At 43.1% G+C, this 26,182-nt stretch carries 25 protein-coding genes; 21 read left to right on the top strand and 4 right to left on the bottom strand.

From position 1 onward, the window contains the following. The first annotated feature begins 199 nt into the window (after positions 1-199). The 8 genes from yhbY (at position 200) to STYK_RS08215 (ending at position 6,435) form a co-directional block, all read left to right on the top strand. Positions 200-511, top strand: coding sequence for a ribosome assembly RNA-binding protein YhbY (gene yhbY / locus STYK_RS08250; protein WP_084886757.1), 312 nt, complete (start codon positions 200-202; stop codon positions 509-511). 51 nt (positions 512-562) lie between these two features. Then, entirely contained in the window at positions 563-1,192 is a 630-nt protein-coding gene (locus tag STYK_RS08245) for a nicotinate-nucleotide adenylyltransferase (RefSeq protein ID WP_084886755.1), read from the top strand. Further along, the gene (gene yqeK / locus STYK_RS08240; protein WP_084923696.1) at positions 1,192-1,785 is read left to right on the top strand and encodes a bis(5'-nucleosyl)-tetraphosphatase (symmetrical) YqeK; all 594 of its coding nucleotides are present in this window, start codon (positions 1,192-1,194) and stop codon (positions 1,783-1,785) included. The genes STYK_RS08245 and yqeK overlap by 1 nt, the downstream gene beginning before the upstream one ends. Then, complete coding sequence (locus tag STYK_RS08235) at positions 1,786-2,286, top strand: cysteine hydrolase family protein (RefSeq protein ID WP_084923697.1); 501 nt, start codon at positions 1,786-1,788, stop codon at positions 2,284-2,286. It begins immediately after the preceding gene. Between the two features lie 12 nt (positions 2,287-2,298). Beyond that, positions 2,299-2,652: a ribosome silencing factor gene (gene rsfS / locus STYK_RS08230; RefSeq protein ID WP_084923699.1), complete on the top strand. Its 354-nt coding sequence runs from the start codon at positions 2,299-2,301 to the stop codon at positions 2,650-2,652. A 110-nt stretch (positions 2,653-2,762) separates the two neighbouring features. Beyond that, the gene (locus STYK_RS08225; RefSeq protein WP_315972291.1) at positions 2,763-3,503 is read left to right on the top strand and encodes a class I SAM-dependent DNA methyltransferase; all 741 of its coding nucleotides are present in this window, start codon (positions 2,763-2,765) and stop codon (positions 3,501-3,503) included. A 9-nt stretch (positions 3,504-3,512) separates the two neighbouring features. Beyond that, the gene (locus STYK_RS08220; RefSeq protein WP_084923701.1) at positions 3,513-4,610 is read left to right on the top strand and encodes a nucleotidyltransferase; all 1,098 of its coding nucleotides are present in this window, start codon (positions 3,513-3,515) and stop codon (positions 4,608-4,610) included. Positions 4,611-4,821: 211 nt separating this feature from the next. Continuing rightward, positions 4,822-6,435 (top strand): ribonuclease Y, encoded by a 1,614-nt coding sequence (locus STYK_RS08215; protein WP_261804866.1) that lies wholly within the window; start codon positions 4,822-4,824, stop codon positions 6,433-6,435. A 71-nt stretch (positions 6,436-6,506) separates the two neighbouring features. On the opposite strand, the gene STYK_RS08210 is transcribed toward STYK_RS08215, so the two are convergent. Then, on the bottom strand, positions 6,507-7,334 hold the full coding sequence (locus STYK_RS08210; RefSeq protein ID WP_261034991.1) for a DUF4839 domain-containing protein: 828 nt from the start codon (positions 7,332-7,334) through the stop codon (positions 6,507-6,509). A gap of 224 nt (positions 7,335-7,558) precedes the next feature. Here STYK_RS08210 and gmk point away from each other — a divergent pair, with 224 nt between their 5' ends. The 11 genes from gmk to STYK_RS08155 all read left to right on the top strand — a co-directional run bounded on the left by gmk (position 7,559) and on the right by STYK_RS08155 (position 19,752). Then, positions 7,559-8,185, top strand: coding sequence for a guanylate kinase (gmk, locus tag STYK_RS08205; protein ID WP_000775041.1), 627 nt, complete (start codon positions 7,559-7,561; stop codon positions 8,183-8,185). A 24-nt stretch (positions 8,186-8,209) separates the two neighbouring features. Further along, entirely contained in the window at positions 8,210-8,524 is a 315-nt protein-coding gene (rpoZ, locus tag STYK_RS08200; RefSeq protein WP_084923705.1) for a DNA-directed RNA polymerase subunit omega, read from the top strand. 66 nt (positions 8,525-8,590) lie between these two features. Next, positions 8,591-10,987 carry a primosomal protein N' gene (locus STYK_RS08195; RefSeq protein ID WP_261804865.1) on the top strand — a complete coding sequence of 799 codons (2,397 nt, stop codon included), beginning with the start codon at positions 8,591-8,593 and terminating at the stop codon, positions 10,985-10,987. Between the two features lie 12 nt (positions 10,988-10,999). Next, positions 11,000-11,935, top strand: a complete 936-nt coding sequence (gene fmt, locus STYK_RS08190; RefSeq protein ID WP_261804864.1) for a methionyl-tRNA formyltransferase — start codon at positions 11,000-11,002, stop codon at positions 11,933-11,935. After that, positions 11,928-13,241, top strand: a complete 1,314-nt coding sequence (rsmB, locus tag STYK_RS08185; RefSeq protein WP_261804863.1) for a 16S rRNA (cytosine(967)-C(5))-methyltransferase RsmB — start codon at positions 11,928-11,930, stop codon at positions 13,239-13,241. Before fmt ends, rsmB begins: the two co-directional genes overlap by 8 nt. Before the next feature lie 14 nt (positions 13,242-13,255). Next, the gene (locus STYK_RS08180) at positions 13,256-13,996 is read left to right on the top strand and encodes a Stp1/IreP family PP2C-type Ser/Thr phosphatase (protein WP_261804862.1); all 741 of its coding nucleotides are present in this window, start codon (positions 13,256-13,258) and stop codon (positions 13,994-13,996) included. Beyond that, positions 13,993-15,894 (top strand): Stk1 family PASTA domain-containing Ser/Thr kinase, encoded by a 1,902-nt coding sequence (gene pknB, locus STYK_RS08175; RefSeq protein WP_261804861.1) that lies wholly within the window; start codon positions 13,993-13,995, stop codon positions 15,892-15,894. Before STYK_RS08180 ends, pknB begins: the two co-directional genes overlap by 4 nt. Positions 15,895-15,982: 88 nt before the next feature. Beyond that, complete coding sequence (locus STYK_RS08170) at positions 15,983-16,741, top strand: threonine/serine exporter family protein (RefSeq protein ID WP_045612174.1); 759 nt, start codon at positions 15,983-15,985, stop codon at positions 16,739-16,741. A gap of 1 nt (position 16,742) precedes the next feature. Beyond that, positions 16,743-17,192, top strand: coding sequence for a threonine/serine exporter family protein (locus tag STYK_RS08165; protein WP_033686494.1), 450 nt, complete (start codon positions 16,743-16,745; stop codon positions 17,190-17,192). A 113-nt stretch (positions 17,193-17,305) separates the two neighbouring features. Next, positions 17,306-18,478, top strand: coding sequence for a hydroxymethylglutaryl-CoA synthase (locus STYK_RS08160; protein WP_045612596.1), 1,173 nt, complete (start codon positions 17,306-17,308; stop codon positions 18,476-18,478). Continuing rightward, a complete protein-coding gene (locus tag STYK_RS08155; protein WP_261804860.1) occupies positions 18,478-19,752 on the top strand; it encodes a hydroxymethylglutaryl-CoA reductase, degradative in 1,275 nt (424 codons plus the stop codon). Before STYK_RS08160 ends, STYK_RS08155 begins: the two co-directional genes overlap by 1 nt. A gap of 36 nt (positions 19,753-19,788) precedes the next feature. Here the strand turns inward: STYK_RS08155 and STYK_RS08150 are convergent, their stop codons facing one another. Both STYK_RS08150 and STYK_RS08145 read right to left on the bottom strand, forming a co-directional pair. Further along, positions 19,789-20,754, bottom strand: coding sequence for a LacI family DNA-binding transcriptional regulator (locus tag STYK_RS08150; protein ID WP_261804859.1), 966 nt, complete (start codon positions 20,752-20,754; stop codon positions 19,789-19,791). Next, a complete protein-coding gene (locus STYK_RS08145; RefSeq protein ID WP_261804858.1) occupies positions 20,735-22,189 on the bottom strand; it encodes a glycoside hydrolase family 32 protein in 1,455 nt (484 codons plus the stop codon). Before STYK_RS08145 ends, STYK_RS08150 begins: the two co-directional genes overlap by 20 nt. A 379-nt stretch (positions 22,190-22,568) precedes the next feature. Here STYK_RS08145 and STYK_RS08140 point away from each other — a divergent pair, with 379 nt between their 5' ends. Further along, positions 22,569-24,455 carry a sucrose-specific PTS transporter subunit IIBC gene (locus STYK_RS08140; RefSeq protein ID WP_261804857.1) on the top strand — a complete coding sequence of 629 codons (1,887 nt, stop codon included), beginning with the start codon at positions 22,569-22,571 and terminating at the stop codon, positions 24,453-24,455. Positions 24,456-24,604: 149 nt separating this feature from the next. Next, positions 24,605-25,492, top strand: a complete 888-nt coding sequence (gene scrK, locus STYK_RS08135) for a fructokinase ScrK (protein ID WP_000164310.1) — start codon at positions 24,605-24,607, stop codon at positions 25,490-25,492. A 42-nt stretch (positions 25,493-25,534) separates the two neighbouring features. Here the strand turns inward: scrK and STYK_RS08130 are convergent, their stop codons facing one another. Next, positions 25,535-26,152: a TVP38/TMEM64 family protein gene (locus STYK_RS08130; protein WP_261804856.1), complete on the bottom strand. Its 618-nt coding sequence runs from the start codon at positions 26,150-26,152 to the stop codon at positions 25,535-25,537. Positions 26,153-26,182: the final 30 nt, after the last annotated feature.

Genomic DNA, 26,182 nt, shown 5'->3' with positions numbered 1-26,182 from the left:
GAGCGAACAAAGTGAGCTCATAAAGAGATAGTTATTGCCGTGGTGTCTTGCCAATCATTAGATTGGCAAGGGGCACAATTGAGACCAAGGCTCAATTGTGAGGCCAGGAAATCCATTTTTCAAAGATGAGATCTTTGGAAAATTAGTTCCGACCGTCCCTCACTACCTAAAATAACTATCAAAAAATAAGGAAGAAATTATGTCATTAACATCAAAACAACGTGCCTTCCTCAACAGTCAGGCACACACCCTCAAACCCATCATCCAAATCGGGAAAAATGGACTTAACGACCAAATCAAAACCAGTGTCCGTCAGGCTCTTGACGCCCGCGAATTGATTAAAGTAACGCTCTTGCAAAACACAGATGAAAATATCCACGAAGTAGCTGAAATCTTGGAAGAAGAAATCGGTGTGGATACTGTCCAAAAGATTGGACGCATCTTAATCTTGTTTAAACAATCCAGCAAGAAAGAAAATTGCAAGATTTCTAAGAAAGTCAAAGAAATTTGACCCCCATACTCCAAACAACTGTTTTTACAGAGAAATAAAGGAGACTAGCCTATGGCAATCGAACTATTGACTCCCTTTACCAAGGTAGAGTTGGAGCCAGAAATCAAGGAGAAAAAACGCAAACAAGTCGGGATTTTAGGGGGGAATTTTAACCCTGTTCACAATGCCCATCTCATCGTTGCGGACCAAGTACGCCAGCAGTTAGGACTGGATCAAGTTTTGCTCATGCCTGAGTACCAACCTCCTCACGTAGATAAAAAGGAAACCATCCCTGAACACCATCGTCTCAAGATGCTTGAATTGGCGATTGAGGGGATTGAAGGTCTGGACATTGAAACAATCGAGCTAGAGCGCAAGGGCATTTCTTATACCTACGACACCATGAAGCTTCTAACTGAGAAGAATCCAGATACAGATTATTACTTTATCATCGGTGCCGACATGGTAGACTATCTGCCCAAGTGGTACCGAATTGATGAATTGGTTGACATGGTTCAGTTTGTAGGGGTTCAGCGCCCACGCTACAAGGCAGGGACTTCCTATCCCGTTATCTGGGTGGATGTGCCTCTCATGGATATCTCGTCTAGTATGGTGCGTGACTTCCTTGCCCAAGGACGAAAACCCAACTTTCTCCTACCTCAGCCGGTGCTAGACTACATCGAGAAGGAGGGGCTCTACTGATGGCCTATCAAGACTATATCAACTGTTCCCGTGAGGCTTTGTTGGAAAAAATGGCAGAGCTTCTACCTGAAAAACGCTTAACCCATTGCTTGGGTGTGGAGCGTGCAGCCATAGAGCTAGCAGAACGATTCGGAGTTGATGCTGAGAAAGCTGGTCTAGCAGGTCTTCTTCATGACTATGCTAAGAAGTTGTCAGATCAGGAATTTCTAGACTTGATTGACCGTTACCAGCTAGACCCTGACCTCAAAAACTGGGGCAATAATGTCTGGCATGGTATGGTTGGCATCTACAAGATTCAAGAAGATTTGGATTTGCATGATCTAGAAATCTTACGAGCTATTGAAATTCATACAGTCGGTGCTGGTCAGATGACAGATCTAGATAAAGTCATCTACGTTGCAGACTATATCGAGCATAACCGTGCCTTTCCAGGAGTGGATGTGGCGCGTGAAATTGCGAGTCTATCGCTTAATAAGGCGGTGGCCTACGAAACAGCTCGTACCGTGGAGCATCTAGCTCATCAGGGATTCCCTATCTATCCCCAAACCCTTGAAACCTATAACGCCTTTGTGCACTATTTGAAAGAGGACTAAATGAAGACGGCTTTTATAATCATTGATGTTCAGAATATTTTAGTGGAAACCGGTTTTCAGACAAATAGTCTATTGGAAAAAATTTCTTATTTACAAAACCAGGCTAGAAGCAAGAATATCGAAATTATCTATGTTCAACATATTGAGGATTTTGAAGCTCAAACATCAGAAGATTGGCAGATATCTGGACTTTTAAATCGAAAACCTAATGAAAAGGTCTTTCAGAAGAAGTATAACAGTATTTTCAAAGAAACTGGTTTAAAAGAATACTTGGATAAACAGGGGATTGAAAAATTAGTTTTATGTGGTATGCAGACAGAATATTGTGTGGATACCTCTGTCAAGGTTGCCTTTGAATATGGCTATAAGCTGATTATTCCAGAAGGTGCTGTCACAACCTTTGATGGAGATGACATTCCAGCAGAAACGATTAATGAATTTTATGAGGGCATTTGGGAGGGGCGCTTTGCAGATGTCCTAGATTACAAACATATTTTCTAGAAAGAGGACTAAATGAACGAAAAAGAATTACTAGAACTAGTCGTGAAAGCGGCTGATGAGAAACGTGCGGAGGATATCCTCGCACTTGACGTACAAGATTTGACTAGCGTGACGGATTACTTTGTTATTACTAGTTCAATGAATAGCCGTCAGTTGGACGCTATCGCTGATAACATCCGTGAAAAAGTAGCCCAAGCAGGCTTTAAAGGTAGCCATATCGAAGGCGATGCAGCTGGAGGTTGGGTCTTACTAGACCTCGGCGCTGTCGTTGTGCATGTCTTTTCAGAAGAAATGCGTGCCCACTATAACCTAGAAAAGCTATGGCATGAGGCAAATTCAGTAGATATTTCAGAAGCTCTTGCTTAGAAGATGAACTCAGTTGTAGTCAACTGGGTTTTATTTGCTTATTTTAGAAAAATTGATAGAAAGGTAAAGGGCGAGTGGTGTTTGCCATTGACGCTCTTGGTATCATGATTATGGCAACTTATGAAACTTTTGCGGCTGTTTACGATGCGGTCATGGACGACAGTTTATACGATAGATGGACGGATTTTTCGCTTCGTCATTTGCCTAAGACCAAGGAGAGAAAGAAACTCTTGGAACTGGCTTGTGGGACAGGAATTCAATCTGTACGCTTCTCTCAGGCTGGTTTTGATGTGACTGGTCTTGATTTGAGTGCGGATATGTTGAAGATTGCCGAAAAGAGAGCGGCTTCAGCCAAGCAAAAGATTGAATTTATTGAAGGCAATATGCTGGATTTGTCCAAGGTAGGTCAATATGATTTTGTCACGTGTTATTCGGACTCTATCTGCTATATGCAGGATGAGGTGGAAGTAGGGGACGTCTTTAAGGAAGTCTATAATGCTCTCAACGAAGATGGCATCTTCATCTTTGATGTGCATTCGACCTACCAGACAGATGAAGTTTTTCCAGGCTATTCCTACCATGAAAATGCGGAAGATTTTGCCATGCTATGGGATACCTACGAGGACGCGGCTCCTCACTCCATCGTGCATGAGTTGACCTTTTTTATCAAGGAGGCGGACGGTTCCTTTAGTCGCCACGATGAAGTGCATGAGGAGCGGACTTATGAGGTTCTGACCTATGATATCTTGCTGGAACTGGCTGGTTTTAAATCTTTCAAACTCTATGCAGACTTTGAAGACAAGGAGCCAACAGAAACCAGTACCCGTTGGTTTTTTGTGGCGCAGAAGTAGGAGATTAGCATGACCATCACAGGTATTATCGCGGAGTTCAATCCTTTTCATAATGGCCATAAATACCTGCTGGATCAGGCAGAGGGGCTGAAAATTGTTGCCATGTCTGGGAATTTCATGCAGAGAGGCGAGCCTGCTATTGTGGATAAGTGGACACGGGCCCAGATGGCACTGGAAAATGGCGCGGATCTGGTAGTAGAATTGCCCTTTTTGGTCAGTGTTCAGGCAGCAGATTTCTTTGGCCAAGGGTCTGTGGATATCTTAGCTCAGTTAGGGATTGATAACTTAGCCTTTGGGACGGAGGAAGTTCTGGATTACCAGAAAATCGCTGACTTATACACAGAGCAGGGTGCTGAGATGGAGCAATTTGTGGAAAATCTGCCTGATTCCCTTTCCTATCCCCAGAAAACCCAGGCCATGTGGAAGGAATTTGCAGGTCTTGATTTTTCAGGTAATACACCCAATCATGTCCTTGCTCTGGCCTATGTCAAGGCACTTGCAGGACGAGACATCAAACTTGAGCCAATTCAGCGTCAGGGGGCAGGCTACCATTCTGTGGACAAGGATGTGGACTTTGCTTCGGCAACAGCCCTCCGTCAGCACCAGAGGGACAAAGATTTCTTAGAACGCTTTATGCCTTCTATTGCTCTCTTTGAGCAGGCTAGTAAGGTGAGCTGGGAAGACTATTTTCCTATGCTCCGCTATCAAATCTTGTCCAATCCAGACCTAACCACTATCTATCAGGTCAATCAAGAAATGGCAGTGCGCATCAAGGAAGCCATCAAGACAGCCCAGTCTGTGGAAGACTTGGTCGAGGTGGTTGCGACCAAGCGTTACACCAAGGCGCGTGTCAGACGCCTCTTGACCTATATCTTGGTGCAGGCTAGAGAAAGTGACTTGCCAGAAGCCATTCATGTCCTTGGATTTACTGAAAAAGGCAGGCAACACCTCAAGTCCTTGAAGGGACAGGTCAATCTAGTCAGCCGAATTGGCAAAGAACCTTGGGATCCCATGACTCAAAAGGCAGACCAGATTTATCAACTGGGGAATCCAAGTATAGCTGAGCAGAATTTTGGAAGAGTGCCGATTAGAATAGAAAGAAACTAAGTCTACTGAAATGTAGGCTTTTTTAAATTTTTGCTGATGTTACGGATTCTAAGTAATAAAGGTTATCCAGATAAATTCAGGGAGCTAAACTCCAAATTGACGCTAAATTCCCCAAAACATATTCTATTTTAGGTTTGTGAAAATCACTTTTTTATGGTAGAATGTAAAAGAATGTATGTCATTCGGAATAACAATAAAATGAGGTAAAAACATGGAGATCATGTCGCTTGCGATTGCTGTTTTTGCCGTCATCATTGGTTTAGTCATTGGATATGTCAGCATCTCAGCTAAGATGAAATCATCTCAGGAAGCTGCGGAGTTGATGCTTTTAAATGCTGAACAAGAAGCAACTAATTTACGTGGACAAGCTGAGCGTGAAGCGGATTTACTTGTTAATGAAGCTAAACGTGAAAGCAAGTCTCTTAAAAAAGAAGCACTATTGGAGGCCAAAGAAGAAGCCAGAAAATACCGTGAAGAAGTGGACGCTGAATTCAAATCAGAACGTCAAGAACTCAAACAAATCGAAAGTCGTTTGACAGAGAGAGCTACTAGTCTTGACCGTAAAGACGACAATTTGACGAGTAAAGAACAAACACTTGAACAAAAAGAACAAAGTATTTCTGATAGAGCGAAAAACCTTGATGCGCGTGAAGAGCAATTAGAGGAAGTCGAAAGACAAAAAGAAGCAGAGCTAGAGCGTATTGGTGCCCTGTCTCAGGCAGAAGCACGAGATATTATCTTGGCTCAGACAGAGGAAAACTTGACCAAGGAGATTGCTAGCCGCATTCGTGAAGCTGAGCAAGAGGTCAAGGAACGTTCTGATAAAATGGCCAAGGACATCCTGGTTCAAGCTATGCAACGTATCGCTGGTGAATATGTAGCGGAGTCAACAAACTCAACAGTTCATCTGCCAGATGATACTATGAAGGGACGCATTATTGGTCGTGAAGGTCGTAACATTCGTACCTTTGAAAGTTTGACAGGTGTTGATGTGATTATCAACGATACGCCAGAAGTGGTGACCTTGTCAGGTTTTGACCCGGTTCGTCGTGAGATTGCCCGTATGACTATGGAAATGTTGCTCAAAGATGGTCGCATCCACCCAGCTCGTATCGAAGAGTTGGTTGAGAAAAACCGTCAAGAGATTGATAATAAGATCCGTGAATACGGTGAGGCAGCAGCCTATGAGATTGGTGCGCCAAACCTTCATCCAGACTTGATGAAGATTATGGGACGTCTGCAGTTCCGTACTTCTTATGGACAAAATGTCTTGCGTCATTCGATTGAGGTTGCTAAGTTGGCTGGTATCATGGCGAGCGAACTTGGTGAAAATGCGGCTCTTGCCCGTCGTGCTGGATTCCTTCACGATATCGGGAAAGCTATTGACCGCGAGGTTGAAGGTAGTCACGTTGAAATCGGTATGGAATTGGCTCGTAAGTACAAGGAACATCCAGTTGTGGTCAATACGATTGCTAGCCACCACGGCGATGTCGAAGCTGAGAGCGTCATTGCAGTGATCGTCGCTGCAGCAGATGCCTTGAGTGCGGCCCGTCCAGGTGCTCGTAGTGAGTCTCTTGAAAGCTATATCAAGCGTCTTCATGATTTGGAAGAAATTGCGAACGGCTTTGAAGGGGTACAAAATAGCTTTGCCCTTCAAGCAGGACGTGAAATCCGCATCATGGTCAATCCAGGACAAATCAAGGACGACAAAGTCACAATCTTGGCTCACAAAGTTCGTGAGAAAATTGAAAATAATCTCGATTACCCAGGAAATATCAAGGTAACCGTGATTCGCGAGCTTCGAGCAGTAGATTATGCTAAATAATAAAAAAACTGAGGTCAGAAGAGAATCTGACTTCAGTTTTTTGAATAAATTATTTGAAATAATTCGTTATATTATCGAGGCGAAACCTCAATTGGAGATAGGTAGACTAAATCTTGAGTGGAGTTATAGTTTCCAATTTGTGCCTTTATATGTACATTTTGGCCTTTAGAAATATTTTCGCCATTAAAAGAGTTGAAAGCGGCGTTAGAAACTGTTGTTATATTTACAAATTTAAAGTTTGGTCCCGAAGGTGCTTGTTCTGCTCCTAAGTAATTTCCGCCATAAATAAGCATATCGAATTTTGTTTTGTAATTTTTATAGTGTGCAATATCTGCTATGTGTCCATCAAATTCGATGACTTGACCTTTATATTTTTGAATAAAATTTGTTATGGTGCTTGAGTCATCAGTTTGCAATAGTGCTTTAAATTCCTCATTGTTTTCAGTTGTGATGACAGCTGATTGGGATGGACTTGTTGACGAGGTTTCGGTCGAGCTTGATGTGGTGTTAGTTGAACTAGAGGAAGCAGGCGTCGAACTTGATGATGTAGAGGATGATTCACTAGTTTTCTCGACAGATTTTTCAATAACGCTACTAGTTTCTGTAGATGAAGGGTGAGAAACAGTAGTTGACTTATCTGAGTATACTCCAATTATAACTGATATAAGAATCATAAATATTGCAACAGCACCGATTAAATATGGAATTAATTTTTTTACCTTCAATTCCAGTGGGCTTAATGGTGTGATTTCAACCTCAGCTTCTTTTTCAAAAAAACCAAAAATTCCAGCATTTCCATGATCAATAATATTGATTTTGACTTCACTTTTTTTGAGATTAAGTTCAGATAAGCCATTTTCAATCGCTTCATCAACATTTTTTCCTTTATAATTTCCCATAAACTTCTCCTTTTTATATTAGTAGTTTTATTATCTCTTAAATAGAATAAAAAGGCAAGTATATTTTAAGGGGATACCTTGTATAAATCTAAATAAATAAGAAAGAGCAGTTGAAAAATTACTGCTTTTTTGTTACACTAGATAGAAAGACTGTAAAGGATAATCTGGCTTTTTGCCATTATTCTAGAGAAATGTTATCTCACAGACTGACTAAAGGAGACACAATGGCAGACCGAGGCTTACTAATCGTTTTTTCTGGTCCTTCAGGGGTTGGCAAAGGAACGGTTAGAAGAGAGATTTTTGAGAGTTCTGAAAACCAATTTCAATACTCTGTATCGATGACGACACGCGCACAACGTCCTGGAGAAGTGGACGGTGTTGACTATTTCTTCCGTACTCGCGAAGAGTTTGAAGAGCTGATTCGTCAAGGACAGATGTTGGAATACGCAGAATATGTCGGCAACTACTATGGCACTCCTCTGACCTATGTCAATGAAACCTTGGACAAGGGGATCGATGTTTTCCTTGAAATTGAAGTTCAAGGAGCTCTTCAAGTCAAGAAAAAGGTTCCAGATGCTGTCTTTATCTTCCTGACACCACCAGATTTGGATGAATTACAAGACCGCTTGGTAGGTCGTGGAACAGATAGTGCAGAAGTGATTGCCCAACGAATCGAAAAAGCCAAGGAAGAAATTGCGCTTATGCGTGAGTATGATTATGCGATTGTCAACGATCAGGTGCCCCTAGCTGCTGAGCGTGTCAAACGTGTGATCGAAGCAGAGCATTTCCGTGTGGATCGTGTCATTGGTCACTATCAGGAGATGTTACCGAAATCTCCAACTACCCGATAAAATTTAGAAAATAGGTACAAGCAAATGATGTTAAAACCCTCTATTGATACCTTGCTCGACAAGGTTCCTTCAAAATATTCACTCGTAATCTTGGAAGCAAAACGTGCTCACGAATTGGAAGCAGGTGCGCCAGCAACTCAAGGTTTCAAATCTGAAAAATCAACTCTTCGCGCTTTAGAAGAAATCGAATCAGGAAACGTTACAATTCACCCAGATCCAGAAGGTAAACGTGAAGCAGTGCGTCTCCGTATCGAAGAAGAAAAACGCCGCAAAGAAGAAGAAGAAAAGAAAATCAAAGAGCAAATCGCTAAAGAAAAAGAAGATGGTGAAAAAATTTAAGGTTGGGGGGACTCAATCTTATTTTTTCTATTTGAAAGAATGTACTGACAAGGAGGAGGTGAGAAGATGACCCTAGCTAAGATTATCGTAGATGTGCCCTTGATGCAGACGGACCAGCCCTATAGTTACAGAATTCCTGAGGAATTTGAGGGAATGTTGGAAGTTGGAATGCGGGTACATGTGCCCTTTGGTAAGGGTAATCGTCTGATTCAAGGGATTGTTCTTGATTTAGATTCTCAATCAGCTGAAGAAGAGATAGAGCAAGATTTAAAAGATATTGTCGAGGTGTTGGATTTTTCTCCTGTTCTTACGCAAGAACAACTCTGGCTTGCTGAGGAGTTACGCAAGTCCGTCTTCTCCTACAAAATTTCCATCCTCAAGGCTATGCTACCAGGATTTCTGAACTCCAGCTATGACAAGATTCTCTATCCTCTGGCAGGTCTGAGTCAGGAAGATCGAGAGCGCTTGTTTGGTTCAGAGGATTCGCTTGCCTTTTCTTCTCTAGACCTTGCTAAGCAAGCTGAAATGATGCGTTTGACTAGAAAAGGCCTGCTTGGTCTGGAGTATCAGGCAGTCGATCAAAAGAAGGTCAAGACCCAGTCTTGGTATGAGGTAGACCTTGCTCAATTAGAAAATGTAGAGATTTCTACACGCGCCAAGAAAAAGTTAGAACTGAGAGACTATTTGCTTTCTCATCCTGAGAGTGCTTCCTTGGCTAGTTTGCTAGAGTTCTATTCGCGGGAGCAAGTCAACTTCTTTGTGGAACAAGGTGCTGTTTCCATAGTCCAAAAGGAAGTGCAACGCTCGGCTGCTTATTTTGAAGGGATTGAAGCAAGTCAGCCTTTGGAATTGAATCCAGAGCAAAGACAGGCGCGTGATGCGGTTGTGAGTGCGATTGGCAGTCATCAGGCTCCCTTCCTCCTTCAAGGGATTACAGGAAGTGGGAAGACCGAGGTTTACTTGCAGATTATACAAGGTGCTTTGGACAAGGGCAAGACAGCTATTTTGCTAGTGCCTGAAATTTCCTTGACTCCTCAGATGACGGAGCGTTTTATCGCTCGTTTTGGTGAGAAAGTGGCCATTCTTCACTCAGGCCTGTCCAATGGTGAAAAGTATGATGAATGGCGCAAGGTTGAGCGTGGAGATGCCCAAGTTGTGGTTGGCGCCAGATCGGCCATCTTTGCTCCGCTAAAAAATCTGGGTGTCATGATTATCGATGAAGAGCATGAAGCGACTTATAAGCAGGACAGCAATCCCCGTTACCATGCCAGAGAGGTGGCCATTTTACGGGCCCAGTATAATCAAGCGGCTCTGGTGCTTGGGTCTGCAACGCCGAGCTTAGAGAGCCGTGCGCGAGCTGGAAAAGGCGTCTATCAACACTTACGTCTGACCCAACGTGCCAATCCTTTAGCTACGATTCCCGAGGTTCAATTGATAGACTTTCGAGACTATATCGGACAAAATGAGACGTCAAACTTTACGCCTCCTTTGCTAGATGCTATCCAAGATCGTCTTGCTAAAAAAGAGCAGGTAGTTCTCATGCTCAATCGCCGTGGCTATTCTAGCTTTGTCATGTGTCGGGAGTGTGGGACGGTGGATACGTGTCCCAACTGTGATATTTCTTTGACCCTGCACATGGATACCAAGACCATGAATTGCCATTATTGTGGTTTTTCAAAGGACATTCCTCATGTTTGCCCCAACTGTAAGAGTCGCAGTATTCGTTACTACGGGACGGGGACACAGAAGGCTTATGACGAGCTGGCAGAACTCTTTCCTCAGGCACGTATTCTGCGGATGGATGTGGATACGACCCGCAAGAAAGGCAGTCACCAAGCTTTACTTGACCAGTTTGGAAGAGGAAAAGCAGATATTTTACTGGGTACTCAGATGATTGCTAAGGGTTTGGATTTTCCCAATGTGACTTTGGTCGGAGTTCTCAATGCGGATACGGCCTTGAATCTACCAGATTTCCGTTCTTCTGAGAGAACCTTCCAACTTTTGACTCAGGTGGCAGGTCGGGCAGGACGTGCTGAAAAAGCAGGTCAGGTCTTGATACAGTCCTACAATCCGCAGCATTATGCTATTCGATTTGCCAAGGATCAGGACTACGAAGGTTTTTATGCCTATGAAATGGGAATCAGACGACAACTTGGTTATCCACCTTACTATTTCACTATTGGCATTACCCTTTCTCACAAGAAGGAAGAAGAGGTGGTCAAACGTGCCTATGAAGTTATGAATATTTTGCGATCAGGTTTGTCTGAAACCAGTAACATCCTTGGGCCGACTCCAAAACCTATCGCTCGGACTCATAACCTCTATCATTATCAGATTTTAATTAAATACCGTTTAGAAGATGAGTTGGGTCCAACCCTTAACCAGGTCTTGGCCTTGACACAAGAACGGGAAAATAGTGAGCTCCGTCTCAGCATTGACCATGAGCCACAGCAATTTTTATAAGAAGGAGAAGATATGACAAAATTAATCTTTATGGGAACACCCGACTTTTCAGCAACAGTCTTAAAAGGGCTTTTGACAGATGACCGCTATGAGATTCTAGCCGTTGTGACCCAGCCGGACCGTGCTGTTGGGCGAAAAAAAGTGATTCAAGAAACCCCAGTCAAGCAGGCTGCCAAGGAAGCAGGGCTTCCTATTTATCAACCTGAAAAATTATCTGGAAGTCCTGAGATGGAAGCTATTATGAAGCTAGGAGCAGATGGAATTGTGACTGCTGCTTTTGGGCAGTTTCTGCCAAGTAAACTCCTTGATAGCATGGACTTTGCGGTCAATGTTCACGCTTCCCTTCTTCCCAAACACCGTGGTGGTGCGCCTATCCATTATGCCTTGATTCAAGGGGATGAGGAAGCTGGTGTGACCATCATGGAAATGGTGAAGGAAATGGATGCAGGAGATATGATTTCTCGTCGCAGTATTCCGATCACAGATGAGGACAATGTCGGCACCTTGTTTGAGAAATTGGCGCTAGTTGGTCGTGATTTGCTTTTGGATACTTTGCCTGCCTACATTGCTGGTGACATCAAACCTGAGCCACAGGATCCAAGTCAGGTTACTTTCTCGCCAAATATCAAGCCAGAAGAAGAAAAACTAGATTGGACTAAAAGCAATCGTCAACTCTTTAACCAGATCCGTGGGATGAACCCCTGGCCTGTTGCCCATACTTTCCTTAAGGGCGACCGCTTTAAGATTTATAAAGCTCTAGCTGTAGAAGGTCAGGGAAATCCAGGTGAGATTCTCTCTATCGGTAAGAAAGAATTGATTGTCGCAACGGCAGAAGGGGCTCTATCCCTCCAACAAGTGCAGCCAGCTGGTAAACCTAAGATGGACATCGCTTCCTTCCTCAACGGAGTTGGACGTACATTGACTGTAGGAGAACGATTTGGTGACTAAAGTAGAAACGGCTAGAAGTTTAGCTCTAGCGGTATTAGTGGATGTTTTTATCAATCAAGCATACTCAAATATCGCCTTAAATAAGCATCTCAAAGGGAGTCAACTTTCGGCAGCAGACAAGGGCTTGGTGACAGAGCTGGTCTATGGAACGGTAGCCCGTAAACTGACTCTGGAATGGTACCTATCCCACTTTATCGAAGACAGAGACCAGTTAGATAGTTGGCTTTATGTCCTTCTTCTCATGAGTGCCTACCAGCTCCGCTATTTGAACAAGATTCCAGACCATGCTGTGGTTAATGAAGCAGTGGAACTGGCCAAAGTCCGTAAAAAGGGCAGTGAAAAATTAGTCAACGCCGTCCTTCGCCGTATCTTGCGTGAAGGCTGGCCAGATATTGCTAGCATCAAACGAAAAAACAAGCGTGATTCCATTGCCTATTCTCTCCCAGTTTGGCTAGTTGCCAAGCTCAAGGAAGAATACGGAGAGGAGCGAGCGCAAGCTATTTTTGAAAGTCTTTTGGTGCGTAACAAAGCCAGCATTCGTGTAACAGACTTAGGACGAAAAGAGGAAATCCAAGCCTTGTTGGAGGCCAGTGCTTCACCTTTGTCTGTTTCTGGTCTGGTTAAGGAGCAAGGCCACTTTGCGGGACATGACCTATTTTCAGAGGGGGCTATTACTATCCAAGACGAGTCTAGTCAGCTGGTTGCTCCGACGCTTGATTTAAAAGGGCATGAGCAGGTTCTAGATGCCTGTGCGGCTCCGGGTGGGAAAACAGCCCATATAGCCTCTTATCTCACGACAGGTCAGGTTACTGCTCTGGACTTGTACGACCATAAGTTGGACTTAATTCAAGAAAACGCCCAACGTCTAGGGGTTGCAGATCGGATTCAAAGGCAAAAATTGGATGCCAGAAAGGTACATGAGTTTTTTGGTCAGGATTCTTTTGATAAGATTTTGGTGGATGCTCCCTGTTCAGGAATCGGTCTTCTGCGCCGAAAACCAGACATCAAATACAATAAAGAAACGGCAGATTTCGCGTCCTTGCAGGAAATTCAGCTAGAAATATTAGGTAGTGTTTGTCAAACACTACGCAAAGGTGGTATAATAACTTATAGTACCTGTACTATTGTCTCAGAGGAGAACTTTCAAGTCGTACAGGCATTTTTAGAAAGTCATCCTGAATTTGAGCAGGTAACACTAGAACATGAATGTAAGGATATCATGAAAGATGGCTGTATCCTCATTACACCTGAATTGTATGGAAGTGATGGATTCTTCATCAGTCAATTTCGCAAGATATCGGATTAGGAAGGAACTAACACATGGAAATTTCATTATTAACAGATGTTGGTCAGAAACGAACAAATAACCAAGACTATGTCAACCATTTTATTAATCGTGCAGGACGTCCAATGATTATCCTAGCTGATGGGATGGGAGGTCATCGCGCGGGGAATATCGCTAGTGAAATGGCGGTAACAGACCTAGGTGTAGCTTGGGTAGATACTCAAATCGATACGGTTAATGAAGTGCGTGAATGGTTTGCTAACAACCTTGAGATTGAAAATCAAAAGATTAACCAATTGGGACAAGATGAAGCCTATAAAGGAATGGGAACAACTCTCGAGGCTGTTGCTATTATTGGCAATCAGGCTATCTATGCCCACATTGGGGATTCTCGTATCGGTTTGATTCGTGGAGAAGAATACCACCAGTTAACAAGCGACCATTCTTTGGTCAATGAATTGCTCAAGGCTGGTCAATTGACACCTGAAGAAGCAGCTAGCCACCCACAGAAAAATATTATTACCCAGTCAATTGGTCAAAAAGATGAAGTTCAGCCTGATTTCGGAATGATTACCCTTGAGCTAGGTGACTATCTCTTGCTCAATAGTGATGGTTTGACCAACATGATTTCAGGCAGTGAGATTTGTGATATTGTAACCAGTGATATTCCTTTGGCAGATAAAACAGCGACGCTCGTGCGTTTTGCTAACAATGCAGGAGGTTTAGACAATATTACGGTTGCCCTTGTTTCTATGAACGAGGAGGATGAAGAATGATCCAAATCGGCAAGATTTTTGCCGGGCGGTATCGGATTATCAAACAAATTGGTCGAGGAGGCATGGCAGATGTATACTTGGCCAAGGATTTGATTCTAGACGGGGAAGAAGTGGCAGTAAAGGTCCTGAGGACCAACTACCAAACAGATCCCATTGCAGTGGCTCGTTTTCAGCGTGAAGCGAGAGCCATGGCAGATCTGGACCATCCTCATATCGTTCGGATTACAGATATTGGTGAGGAAGACGGTCAACAGTACTTAGCTATGGAGTACGTAGCAGGACTTGACCTCAAACGCTATATCAAGGAACACCATCCTCTTTCAAATGAAGAAGCGGTCCGAATCATGGGACAAATCCTCTTGGCTATGCGCTTAGCCCATACTAGAGGCATTGTTCACCGCGATTTGAAACCTCAAAATATCCTCTTGACACCAGATGGGACTGCCAAAGTCACAGATTTTGGGATTGCGGTAGCCTTTGCTGAGACGAGTCTGACTCAGACCAACTCTATGCTGGGCTCGGTTCATTACTTGTCACCAGAGCAGGCGCGTGGTTCTAAAGCGACTGTACAGAGTGATATCTATGCCATGGGGATCATCTTTTATGAGATGTTGACAGGACATATCCCTTACGATGGGGATAGTGCAGTGACCATCGCCCTCCAGCATTTCCAAAAACCATTGCCATCGGTTATAGCTGAGAATCCATCTGTGCCTCAGGCTTTAGAGAATGTTGTCATCAAGGCAACTGCCAAGAAATTGACAGATCGTTATCAGTCAGTTGCAGAGATGTATGTGGACTTGTCTAGTAGTTTGTCTTATAATCGTCGCAATGAGCCTAAATTGGTGTTTAATGATACCACTAAGGCTGACACCAAGACTCTTCCTAAAGTTCCACAAAGTACCTTGACTTCGATTCCTAAGGTGCAAACACAAAGTCCAAAGCCACAGACTGCGAAGCCGAGTCAACAGGCTTCAGAGGACAATTACGCAACCAAGCCTGTTAAGAAACGGAAATTTAGAGTTCGCTATATGATTTTGTTGGCCAGCATTGTATTGGTGGCAGCTTCTCTTATTTGGATACTATCCAGAACTCCTGCAACCATTGCCATTCCAAATGTGGCAGGTCAGACAGTGGCGGAAGCCAAGGAAACCCTCAAGAAAGCCAATTTTGAGATTGGCGATGAGAAATCAGAGGCTAGTGAAAAGGTGGAAGAAGGGCGGATTATCCGTACAGATCCTGACGCTGGAACTGGTCGAAAAGAAGGAACGAAAATCAATTTGGTTGTCTCATCAGGTAAGCAATCTTTCCAATTGAGCAATTATATCGGCCGTAAATCGACCGATGTTATCGCAGAACTCAAGCAGAAGAAGGTACCTGAAAATCTCATCAAGATAGAGGAAGAAGAATCAAGCGAGAGTGAAGAAGGAACAGTTCTTAGACAGAGCCCGTCAGCTGGAACAACTTATGATTTGAGTAAGGCCTCAACAATCACTTTAACTATTGCTAAGAAAGTAACCAGCGTTGCTATGCCAAGTTATATAGGATCTAGTCTTGAATTTACTAAAAATAATCTCGTTCAAATTGTCGGTATTAAAGAAGCCAACATTGAAGTTGTAGAAGTTACCACAGCTCCTTCCGGAACTGCTGAAGGTACCGTTGTTGAACAGAGTCCAAGAGCGGGTGAAAAGGTAGATTTGAATAAGACACGCATCAAGATTTCAATTTACAAACCGAAAACACCGCCGTCAACATCATCATCAGCACCAGCCCAACGTGGAAACCAAGGTTCTACTACAACACCAAGTCAGGGGAACCAGCAAGGAAATCAACGAGGAGATACTCATTCTACTAATCAATCAAGTAGTGAGGGAAGCCACGAAAATTCACGTAATTAAATGAATCTTTGTCATGATTTCATGGCAAAGATTTTTTTTGACTCCAGATTTGTGATAGAATAGAGGAAGTTGATAAAAGGAGGAAAGTATGGAAGAATCAAGAGAATTAAATGCCGTCATCGATCTGATTATGTTAGCTGGAACCATTCTTCTCAAAAGTGGCTCAGAGATTCATCGTGTAGAAGATACCATGATTCGGATTGCGCATTCGCAGGGGATTGTGGATTGCAATGTTCTTGCCATGCCTGCTGCCATCTTTTTCTCCATTGAAAATACCAATATTTCGCGAATGAAACGCGTGACCTCATCTTCTTATAACATCGAAAAAGTCTGTGATGTGAACCAAATTTCTCGTCAGTTGGTAGGAGGAAATCTTGATTTAAAGACAGCCTTCAAGCAATTGAAGGCCTTGCAAGCCCAACCCCTTCCTTATACTAAGTTGCAGGTAACTTTGGCTGCAACCTTTAGTGCTCCTTTCTTTTCGATTATGTTTAGTGGAAATATCTACGACGCACTTGGGGCAGGAGTGGCTACCTTATTTGGTTTTGCCTTTTCCCTCTATGTAGAGAAGTTTATCCGAATTCCCTTTGTGACATCCTTTGCTGGAGCCTTTGTTTTTGGGATGATAGCCCAGTTTTGGGCTCGCTACACAGGCTTTCCTTCAACGGCAGATTTGATTATAGCTGGTGCGGTCATGCCGTTTGTACCAGGGATTGCCTTGACCAATGCGGTTCGTGATATTATGACCAACCACATAAACTCTGGTATGAGTAAGATGTTTGAATCCCTGCTCATTACCCTTGCTTTAGGGGCGGGAACTTCTGTCGCCTTGGTATTGATGAATTAATATGACACTAACAACCTTTTTATTACAAGCAGTAGCAAGTCTTCTTGCCATTATCACTTTTTTAATCGTACTCAATGTTCAACGTTCTATGCTCTTACCAGGAGGGATTTTGGGCATGGCTGTCTGGCTAATCTATCTCTTGCTCAAGGAACCGACCAATGTTATTGTGGCTACCTTTATTGCGGCTATTATTGGTTCTTGTGTCAGCCAGATTTTAAGTATTCTTTATAAGACTCCTGCTGTGGTCTTTATCTTGGCCATCTTGGCACCACTGGTTCCGGGATACCTTTCTTATCGGACAACTGCCTTTTTTGTGACGGGAGATTACAGTCATGCCATTGCTAGTGCAACCTTGGTTGTTATGCTGGCTTTGGTGATTTCCATTGGAATGGCTAGTGGAACCGTGATTCTTAGACTTTATTCTTACTTAAGAAAACAGCATAATGGTTAGAATAATAAGGGACTTGATTTGGTGAATCAAGTCTTTTTTCTCTCTTTTACTGCTATTTGTGATAAAATAGTATAGAACGATTTTTTACAATGAATGATAAAACAGAGGTAAATATGACAATCGGTATTGATAAGATTGGTTTTGCGACCAGTCAATATGTCTTGAAATTACAAGACTTAGCAGAAGCGAGGGGAATTGACCCTGAAAAATTAAGCAAAGGACTCTTACTCAAGGAATTGAGTATTGCGCCCCTAACTGAGGATATCGTGACCTTGGCGGCCAGTGCAAGTGATTCTATTTTAACTGAGCAAGAAAGAGAAGAAATTGACATGGTCATTGTTGCTACCGAGTCAGGAATTGACCAGAGTAAAGCTGCGGCCGTCTTTGTGCATGGTTTGCTGGGCATCCAGCCTTTTGCTCGTAGTTTCGAGATTAAAGAAGCCTGCTATGGAGCGACAGCGGCCCTTCATTATGCCAAATTGCATGTGGAAAATTCTCCAGAGTCCAAGGTCTTGGTCATCGCAAGCGATATTGCCAAATATGGTATTGAAACTCCAGGAGAACCAACTCAGGGTGCTGGAAGTGTAGCTATGTTGATTACACAAAATCCACGCATTATGGCCTTTAATAATGACAATGTAGCTCAGACCCGTGACATCATGGATTTCTGGCGTCCAAATTACTCGACAACTCCTTATGTAAATGGTGTTTATTCTACCCAACAATATCTAGATAGTTTGAAAACGACTTGGCTCGAATATCAAAAACGCTACCAGCTTACTTTGGATGATTTTGCAGCTGTTTGTTTCCATTTGCCTTACCCTAAATTAGCCTTAAAAGGCTTGAAAAAAATCATGGATAAGAGCCTGTCTCAAGAGAAAAAAGACCTCTTGCAAAAGCATTTTGACCAGTCTATTCTCTACAGTCAAAAGGTGGGGAATATCTATACAGGTTCACTTTTCCTTGGACTTTTGTCTCTCTTAGAAAATACAGATAGCCTGAAGGCTGGAGATAAAATTGCCCTTTATAGTTACGGAAGTGGTGCTGTGGCTGAGTTCTTCAGTGGTGAATTGGTTGAAGGATATGAAGCTTATCTGGATAAAGACCGTTTGAACAAGCTCAACCAACGAACTGCCCTGTCTGTTGCAGACTATGAAAAAGTCTTCTTTGAGGAAGTAGACTTAGATGAAACAAATTCTGCCCAGTTTGCTGGCTATGAAAATCAAGATTTTGCCTTGGTTGAAATTGTTGACCACCAACGCAGTTATAGCAAGGTTGAAAAATAATGAAGATAAGTTGGAATGGATTTTCTAAAAAATCATACCAAGAGCGCCTCGAGCTGTTAAAAGCTCAGGCGCTCCTTAGTCCTGAGAGACAAGCGAGTCTGGAGCAGGATGAACAGATGAGTGTGACTGTGGCAGACCAGCTGAGTGAGAATGTAGTGGGAACTTTTTCTCTGCCTTATTCGCTGGTCCCAGAGGTTCTCGTTAACGGTCAGGAATACACAGTTCCCTATGTGACAGAAGAACCGTCCGTGGTTGCTGCGGCCAGCTATGCCAGTAAAATCATCAAGCGTGCAGGTGGCTTTGCTGCTCAGGTTCATGAGCGCCGGATGATTGGTCAGGTAGCCCTTTATCAAGTTGATGATCCTGAACAAGCGCAAGCTAAGATTGCCAGCAAGAAGGCTGAACTCTTGGAGCTTGCTAATCAAGCCTATCCTTCTATCGTTAAACGTGGAGGTGGGGCGCGTGATTTGCATGTAGAGCAGATCAAAGGTGAAACAGACTTTCTCGTTGTTTATCTCCATGTCGATACCCAGGAAGCCATGGGAGCCAATATGCTCAACACCATGCTGGAAGCCTTGAAACCAGTCTTAGAAGAACTCAGTCAGGGACAGAGTCTCATGGGTATTCTGTCCAACTACGCAACTGATTCTCTGGTGACGGCAAGTTGTCGCATCGCTTTTCGCTACTTGAGCCGCCAAAAGGATCAAGGACGAGACATTGCGGAGAAAATTGCGTTGGCTAGCCAATTTGCGCAAGCTGATCCTTATCGAGCCACTACCCACAATAAAGGGATTTTTAATGGAATTGATGCAATTTTGATTGCCACTGGTAATGACTGGCGTGCCATCGAAGCCGGGGCCCATGCCTTTGCCAGTCGAGATGGACATTACCAAGGTCTTAGTCAATGGACGCTGGACCTTGAAAGAGAAGAATTGGTCGGTGAGATGACCCTGCCCATGCCTGTAGCGACCAAGGGTGGCTCTATCGGCCTTAACCCTCGTGTAGCCCTCAGTCATGAGCTGCTGGGAAATCCTTCTGCCAAAGAATTAGCCCAGCTTATCGTGTCTATCGGACTTGCCCAAAACTTTGCGGCCCTCAAAGCCTTGGTGAGTACAGGGATTCAGCAAGGCCACATGAAATTGCAGGCCAAATCCTTGGCACTTTTCGCAGGTGCTAGTGAATCCGAGGTAGCTCCCCTAGTCGAGCGCCTCATCGCAGATAAAACCTTTAACTTAGAGACTGCCCAGCGTTATCTAGAAAACTTAAGATCATAAAAAAACTCAGACGAATCGGTTTGAGTTTTCTTGTGCTTAAATACTTTTTCCTGGTAATAGTGTAACTGGTAAAAAGTAACCAGTTGTTGCGACTTCCTTGCCTTCAATCTTTTGTAAGAGGAGGTCAACAGTGAGGCAGGCAATCTCTTCCAAGGGTTGCTTAATAGTAGCCAGTTGAGGGTAGTAATTCTCGATAAAGTAGGTCCCATCATAGCCGATGATTTTAAGCTCTTCTGGTACAGAAATTCCCAGTTCCTGAGCAATTTTAATGACTAGAATAGCGGTCAAATCATCCGAAGCAAAGATGGCATCTGGTTTTTGATGGGTCAAGATATTCTTGATTTCCATTTCTTTTCTGACAGGAGAAAAGTCACTGGAAACATTGATAATAGGAGCTTTTGGGAGTACAGATGCAAAACCAGCGTGGCGTAGTCCGGTTGGTGAGTTAGAATTGTCATTCCCAGTAATCATGATGATAGACTGGGCGCCTGTCTTAAGCAAGGTCTGGGCAGCAAGGACCCCGCCAGCATAGTTGTCAGAGGAGACGACGGGAATATCTGGAGACAGGTTTCGGTCAAAGGAAATAATCGGTGCTGTCACACGATTGTAGTCTTCTATTCCCAAGTTGTGACTACCCGAAATGATGCCGTCCACCTGATTGGCTTCTAACATTTCGATGTATTCACGTTCCTTTTCAGAATCGTGCTCACTGTTGCAGATGATGGTCTTATAACCATTTTTGAAGAGTTGGTGTTCTAGCTTATCAATCAATTCTGCATAGAAAACGTTGGAAATATTTGGGAAAATCAAGCCGATTAACTTAGCTGATTTTCCTTGCAGACTACGAGCTAGGTTGTTGGGCTTATAGCCCAATTCCCGCATGGCTTCATTAACCTTTTGAATGGTTTTTTCAGAGAGATAACCTTTTTTGTTGATAACCCGAGAAACGGTAGTAGGGCTGACGCCTGCAAGTTTGGCGACATCAGTTAGTTTTGCGACCATAATCTAATTCATAGTAAGTTCCAGTTGGGTTTCCAGATTTAATCAGGATACCATTTTGGTCCGCATGTGGGAAAACACGACCAGAAAATACTTTTTCTCCTTTATTGATGAAAATTTCAAAGACAGAGTTATCGATGAAAATCGTAGCAGTAGTAGCTTGATTGTCGATAGGGCAAGAGCGAGTTGTCCCAAATTCTTGGGCGTACTGTTCACCAGCTTGGCTACGATCCACTGTCACTTGACCATTTACAAGGTCAAAGTTGATGGAAAGTCCCTTGCCTTCTTTATCAGCAAGTAAGACAATCTCGCTCTGGCTATTAGCTTCCAAGTTGAGTTCGAGTTCGTACGTGTTCTTGGTTTGAGCACGATTTGAGAAGGCCTCTTCAGAAGCACGAAGGTTCTTGATAGCTGCAACTGGGTACTGGTAGAGTTTGCTGTCTTTGATAGTGAGTTCTTTGACCAAAGAGAAGGTTCCTTGATGGTCAAAACGGTCAGATGGGTAAGAAACATCTGGTAAACCAAGCCAGCTAACTGCTAGAGCACGCCCATCAGGAGCGTTGAAGGCTTGAGTTGCATATGCTTCGAAACCATAATCCATATTTTGAAGTTGAGATATATCTACCATTTTGGCATTTTCAGGGTCAAAGGAAGCCCCAATCTTATACATATTTGGATAGATATTATCGTAGTCTAGAACATCCTTATCCAATCCTTGTGGGCAGTAGAGAAGAACAGGTTGCTCCCCGACAAAGACCAGATTTGGGCATTCCATCATGTAGGCAGTGCGGTCGTTAGCAAAGTCAAGGTCGCCAACCTCTTGCCAGTTTGTGTAGTCGTTGTCTACAGCCTTATAAAGACGGACGAAGCCTTTTTTCTCCAAGTCCTGTCCACCTACGATAGCATAGTATTGACCTTTGAAATTAAAAATTTGCGGATCGCGGAAGTGATCAGTAGAGTCTGCTGGCTGGTCAATCAAGATCTTGTCAATCTTGCTAATCTTGCCATCTTTATCCATTAAAGCTCCAATCTGGTAAGGGTGACGAATCCAGTTTTCATCACGGACATTTCCTGTATAAAATAGGAACAAGTTATCGCCAAACTGCATGGCAGAACCAGAGTAGGCACCGTGGCTATCTAATGGAGTATCAGGCAAAACTTTGACTCCAGTTTCTCTAAAGTGAACCAAATCATCACTTTCAAGCTGCACCCAAGATTTTAAGCCGTGGGCTGCACCAAAAGGGAAGTTTTGATAAAAAACAATCCACTTGCCATCAAAATAAGAAAAGCCATTTGGGTCGTTGAGAAGTCCTGTTTTTGGCTCAACATGGTAATGAGTATGCCATGGAGATTGTGCCATATTTTCTTTTATATGTTGAATTTCTTCTTGCGTCCAATCTTGATAAAGTCTGTAACGACGCTCAGTTGTCCATTCCATTCATTTATTCCTCCGAAAATCTTATCACTTTTAATAGTAACCGTTTTCGGTAAAAAATGCAAGCTTTTTATGTTAAAAAAGAGAAAAAACTGTCAAACGTTTATCATAAAATAAAAGCAGGAAATCAATCATCTATCTACAGAAAATTGAAAGAAAGTGAAACAAAATCCTTTTTAACTCAGATTTTAAACTATTTTTTTAAAGAATACTTTCATAAAACTCTCACAATCTATCAAAACAAAAGACCTTGCTCTAAGAAACAAAGATTTTTTCTGCAAAACGCTTGACATATTTTTGAAACATGATAAAATAAAAATCGTAGGGCGAATAAAATCGCTTTCAAACAAGAACAAAATTTTATATAAGGAGATTTTTGCAAATGAACAATCAGGAAATTGCAAAAAAAGTCATCGATGCCTTGGGCGGACGTGAAAATGTCAACAGTGTAGCTCACTGTGCGACTCGTCTTCGTGTAATGGTCAAAGATGAAGGAAAAATCAATAAAGAAGTGATTGAGAACTTGGAAAAAGTTCAAGGTGCTTTCTTTAACTCAGGTCAATACCAAATCATCTTTGGTACTGGTACAGTAAACAAAATGTACGATGAAGTTGTTGCACTTGGCTTGCCAACATCATCTAAAGATGACATGAAAGCAGAAGCTGCTAAACAAGGGAACTGGTTCCAACGTGCTATCCGTACTTTCGGTGATGTTTTCGTTCCAATCATCCCAGTTATCGTAGCGACAGGTCTCTTCATGGGTGTGCGTGGTCTCTTAACTGCTCTTGGAATGACACTTCCAGCTGACGTGACAACTTACACTCAAATCTTGACAGATACAGCCTTCATCATCTTGCCAGGTTTGGTTGTGTGGTCAACCTTCCGTGTATTTGGTGGAAATCCTGCCGTTGGTATCGTTCTTGGTATGATGCTTGTTTCTGGCTCACTTCCAAACGCTTGGGCAGTTGCTTCAGGTGGTGAAGTAACAGCTATGAACTTCTTTGGTTTCATCCCAGTTGTTGGGTTGCAAGGTTCCGTTCTTCCAGCCTTCATCATTGGGGTTGTCGGAGCTAAATTTGAAAAAGCTGTCCGCAAGGTTGTTCCAGATGTCATTGATCTTTTGGTAACGCCATTCGTGACACTTTTGATCATGTCTATCCTTGGACTCTTTGTTATCGGACCAGTTTTCCACGTTGTTGAAAACTACATCCTTATTGGTACAAAAGCAATTCTTGGCTTGCCATTTGGTCTTGGTGGTTTCTTGATTGGTGGGGTTCACCAATTGATCGTCGTGTCAGGTGTGCACCACATCTTCAACTTGCTTGAAGTTCAATTGCTTGCTGCTGACCATGCTAACCCATTCAACGCGATCATCACAGCTGCTATGACAGCTCAAGGTGCTGCGACTGTTGCGGTTGGTGTTAAAACTAAAAATCCAAAACTAAAAACACTTGCTTTCCCAGCTGCTCTTTCTGCCTTCCTAGGTATTACAGAGCCTGCTATTTTCGGGGTTAACTTGCGCTTCCGTAAACCATTCTTCCTTTCATTGATTGCTGGTGCAATCGGTGGTGGATTGGCTTCTATCCTTGGACTTGCAGGTACTGGTAATGGTATCACCATCATCCCTGGTACAATGCTTTACATCGGTAACGGACAACTTGCACAATACCTTCTTATGGTAGCTGTATCATTCGTTCTTGGTTTTGCCCTCACTTACATGTTTGGTTACGAGGATGAAAAAGAAGTTGCTACTGAAGTAGAGACAGAACGTTTGGTCCAAGAAGAAACAACTGGTAACATTCCAGCAACTCTTCAAAATGAAACACTTGTAACTCCTATCGTCGGTGATGTTGTCGCTCTTGCTGATGTTAATGACCCAGTCTTCTCAAGTGGAGCTATGGGACAAGGTATCGCTGTGAAACCAAGTCAAGGTGTGGTATATGCACCAGCTGATGCTGAAGTTTCAATTGCCTTTGCAACAGGACACGCTTTTGGCTTGAAAACAACTGATGGTGCTGAAGTTTTGATCCACGTTGGTATCGACACTGTAACAATGAACGGTGAAGGTTTTGAAGCAAAAGTTGCTCAAGGTGACAAGGTGAAAGCTGGCGATGTTCTTGGAACATTTGATTCAAACAAAATCGCTGCAGCTGGTCTTGATGATACAACAATGGTTATCGTTACAAATACAGCTGACTACGCTTCAGTAGCTCCAGTCGCAACAGGTTCAGTTGCGAAGGGGGATGCTGTGATCGAAGTGAAAATCTAATCAATCCTCTCTAATGTGAAAACGAACAAATGACATGTTTGTTCGTTTTTGCTTGAATGGTAAGATTTACAGAGGAAAATCTAAAAAATAGAGAAATTTAGACTTTCGAAATATGCTATAATAAAGAAAATAAAAACAAGAGGTTTGTCATGACAAAATTATATGGAAGCTTGGAAGCGGGCGGTACAAAGTTTGTCTGTGCTGTCGGTGATGAAAACTTTAACGTTGTAGAAAAAACACAATTTCCAACAACAACTCCAATCGAAACAATCGATAAAACCATTGAGTTCTTCTCAAAATTCGACAACCTTGCTGGTCTTGCAGTTGGTTCATTTGGTCCGATTGATATTGATAAAAACTCAAAAACTTATGGCTTTATCACGACGACTCCAAAACCAAACTGGGCAAATGTGGACTTGCTTGGTGCCCTTCGTCGTGCCCTCAACGTGCCAATGTACTTCACGACAGACGTAAACAGCTCTGCTTATGGTGAAGTGGTTGCCCGTAACAATGCTGGTGGTCGTATCGAAAACTTGGTTTACTACACAATCGGTACAGGTATCGGTGCAGGTGTCATCCAACGTGGAGAGTTTATCGGCGGTGTGGGTCACCCTGAGATGGGCCATTATTATGTGGCTAGACACCCAATGGATATTGAAAAAGAGTTTAAGGGTGTTTGTCCTTTCCATAAGGGATGTCTGGAAGGCTATGCAGCTGGTCCAAGTTTGGAAGCTCGTACAGGTGTTCGTGGGGAAAACATTGAACTTAACAACCCTGTCTGGGATGTCCAAGCCTACTATATCGCTCAAGCTGCGGTTAATGCGACAGTGACTTTCCGTCCAGACGTGATTGTCTTTGGTGGAGGGGTCATGGCTCAACAACACATGTTGGACCGTGTCCGTGAGAAATTTACATCTCTTCTCAATGGTTACCTACCAGTACCAGATGTGCGTGATTACATCGTGACGCCAGCAGTCGCAGGAAATGGTTCTGCCACTCTTGGGAACTTTGTCCTTGCAAAAGAAGTATCAAAATAAAGCATAAAATCCGCTTGGGAAACCAAACGGATTTTTTACATGTCAAAGCATTTGCCAGAAAAAGTCGATAATATAGGTCAGACCGTAGGTATAAACCACGAGGGTAAAGGGCTTGGTCAGAATGATGATGATCATGTAGCGCTTGAAGCTCATCTTGGTCAGGGCAGCCAGCATACAGAGAAAGTCAGCTGGACTAATGGGCCAAATCATCATAATAATAAAGAAACGGTCAAAACGATTGCCCTTATCCAACCAACCGATATACTTGTCATAGGTGCGCTTGCTGACGACGGACTGGACAAAGGCAGCCCCATAGAGGCGCACCAGATAAAAGATAATGGCACAGCCAATCACGATGCCGATATAGTTGTAGATAGTCCCGATGATGTGACCGTAGATAAAGACCCCAGCCACCGAGGTCAAAGCCCCAGGAATGATAGGGACGACCGTCTGTAAAATCTGTAAAAAGATAAAGAGAGGTGGCCCCCAGATACCTGCCTGCTGGATAAAGGCAGAGAGAGTTTCCTTAGACTGTAAAATCCCAGCCTGATAAGCCCAAATACAGAAAATCAAGGTGCCGACTCCCCCGACGATAGATGAGATATTGATAACCTGCTGCAGAAGGGGAGAAACAGCTTTCATTTGTTTATCCTGTGACATGTAAACTCCTCATAGATAGTATAGTTCTAC

This window comes from Streptococcus toyakuensis, from assembly GCF_024346585.1.
Lineage (GTDB): Bacteria > Bacillota > Bacilli > Lactobacillales > Streptococcaceae > Streptococcus > Streptococcus toyakuensis.
This window is presented reverse-complemented; position numbering and strand designations above follow the sequence as displayed.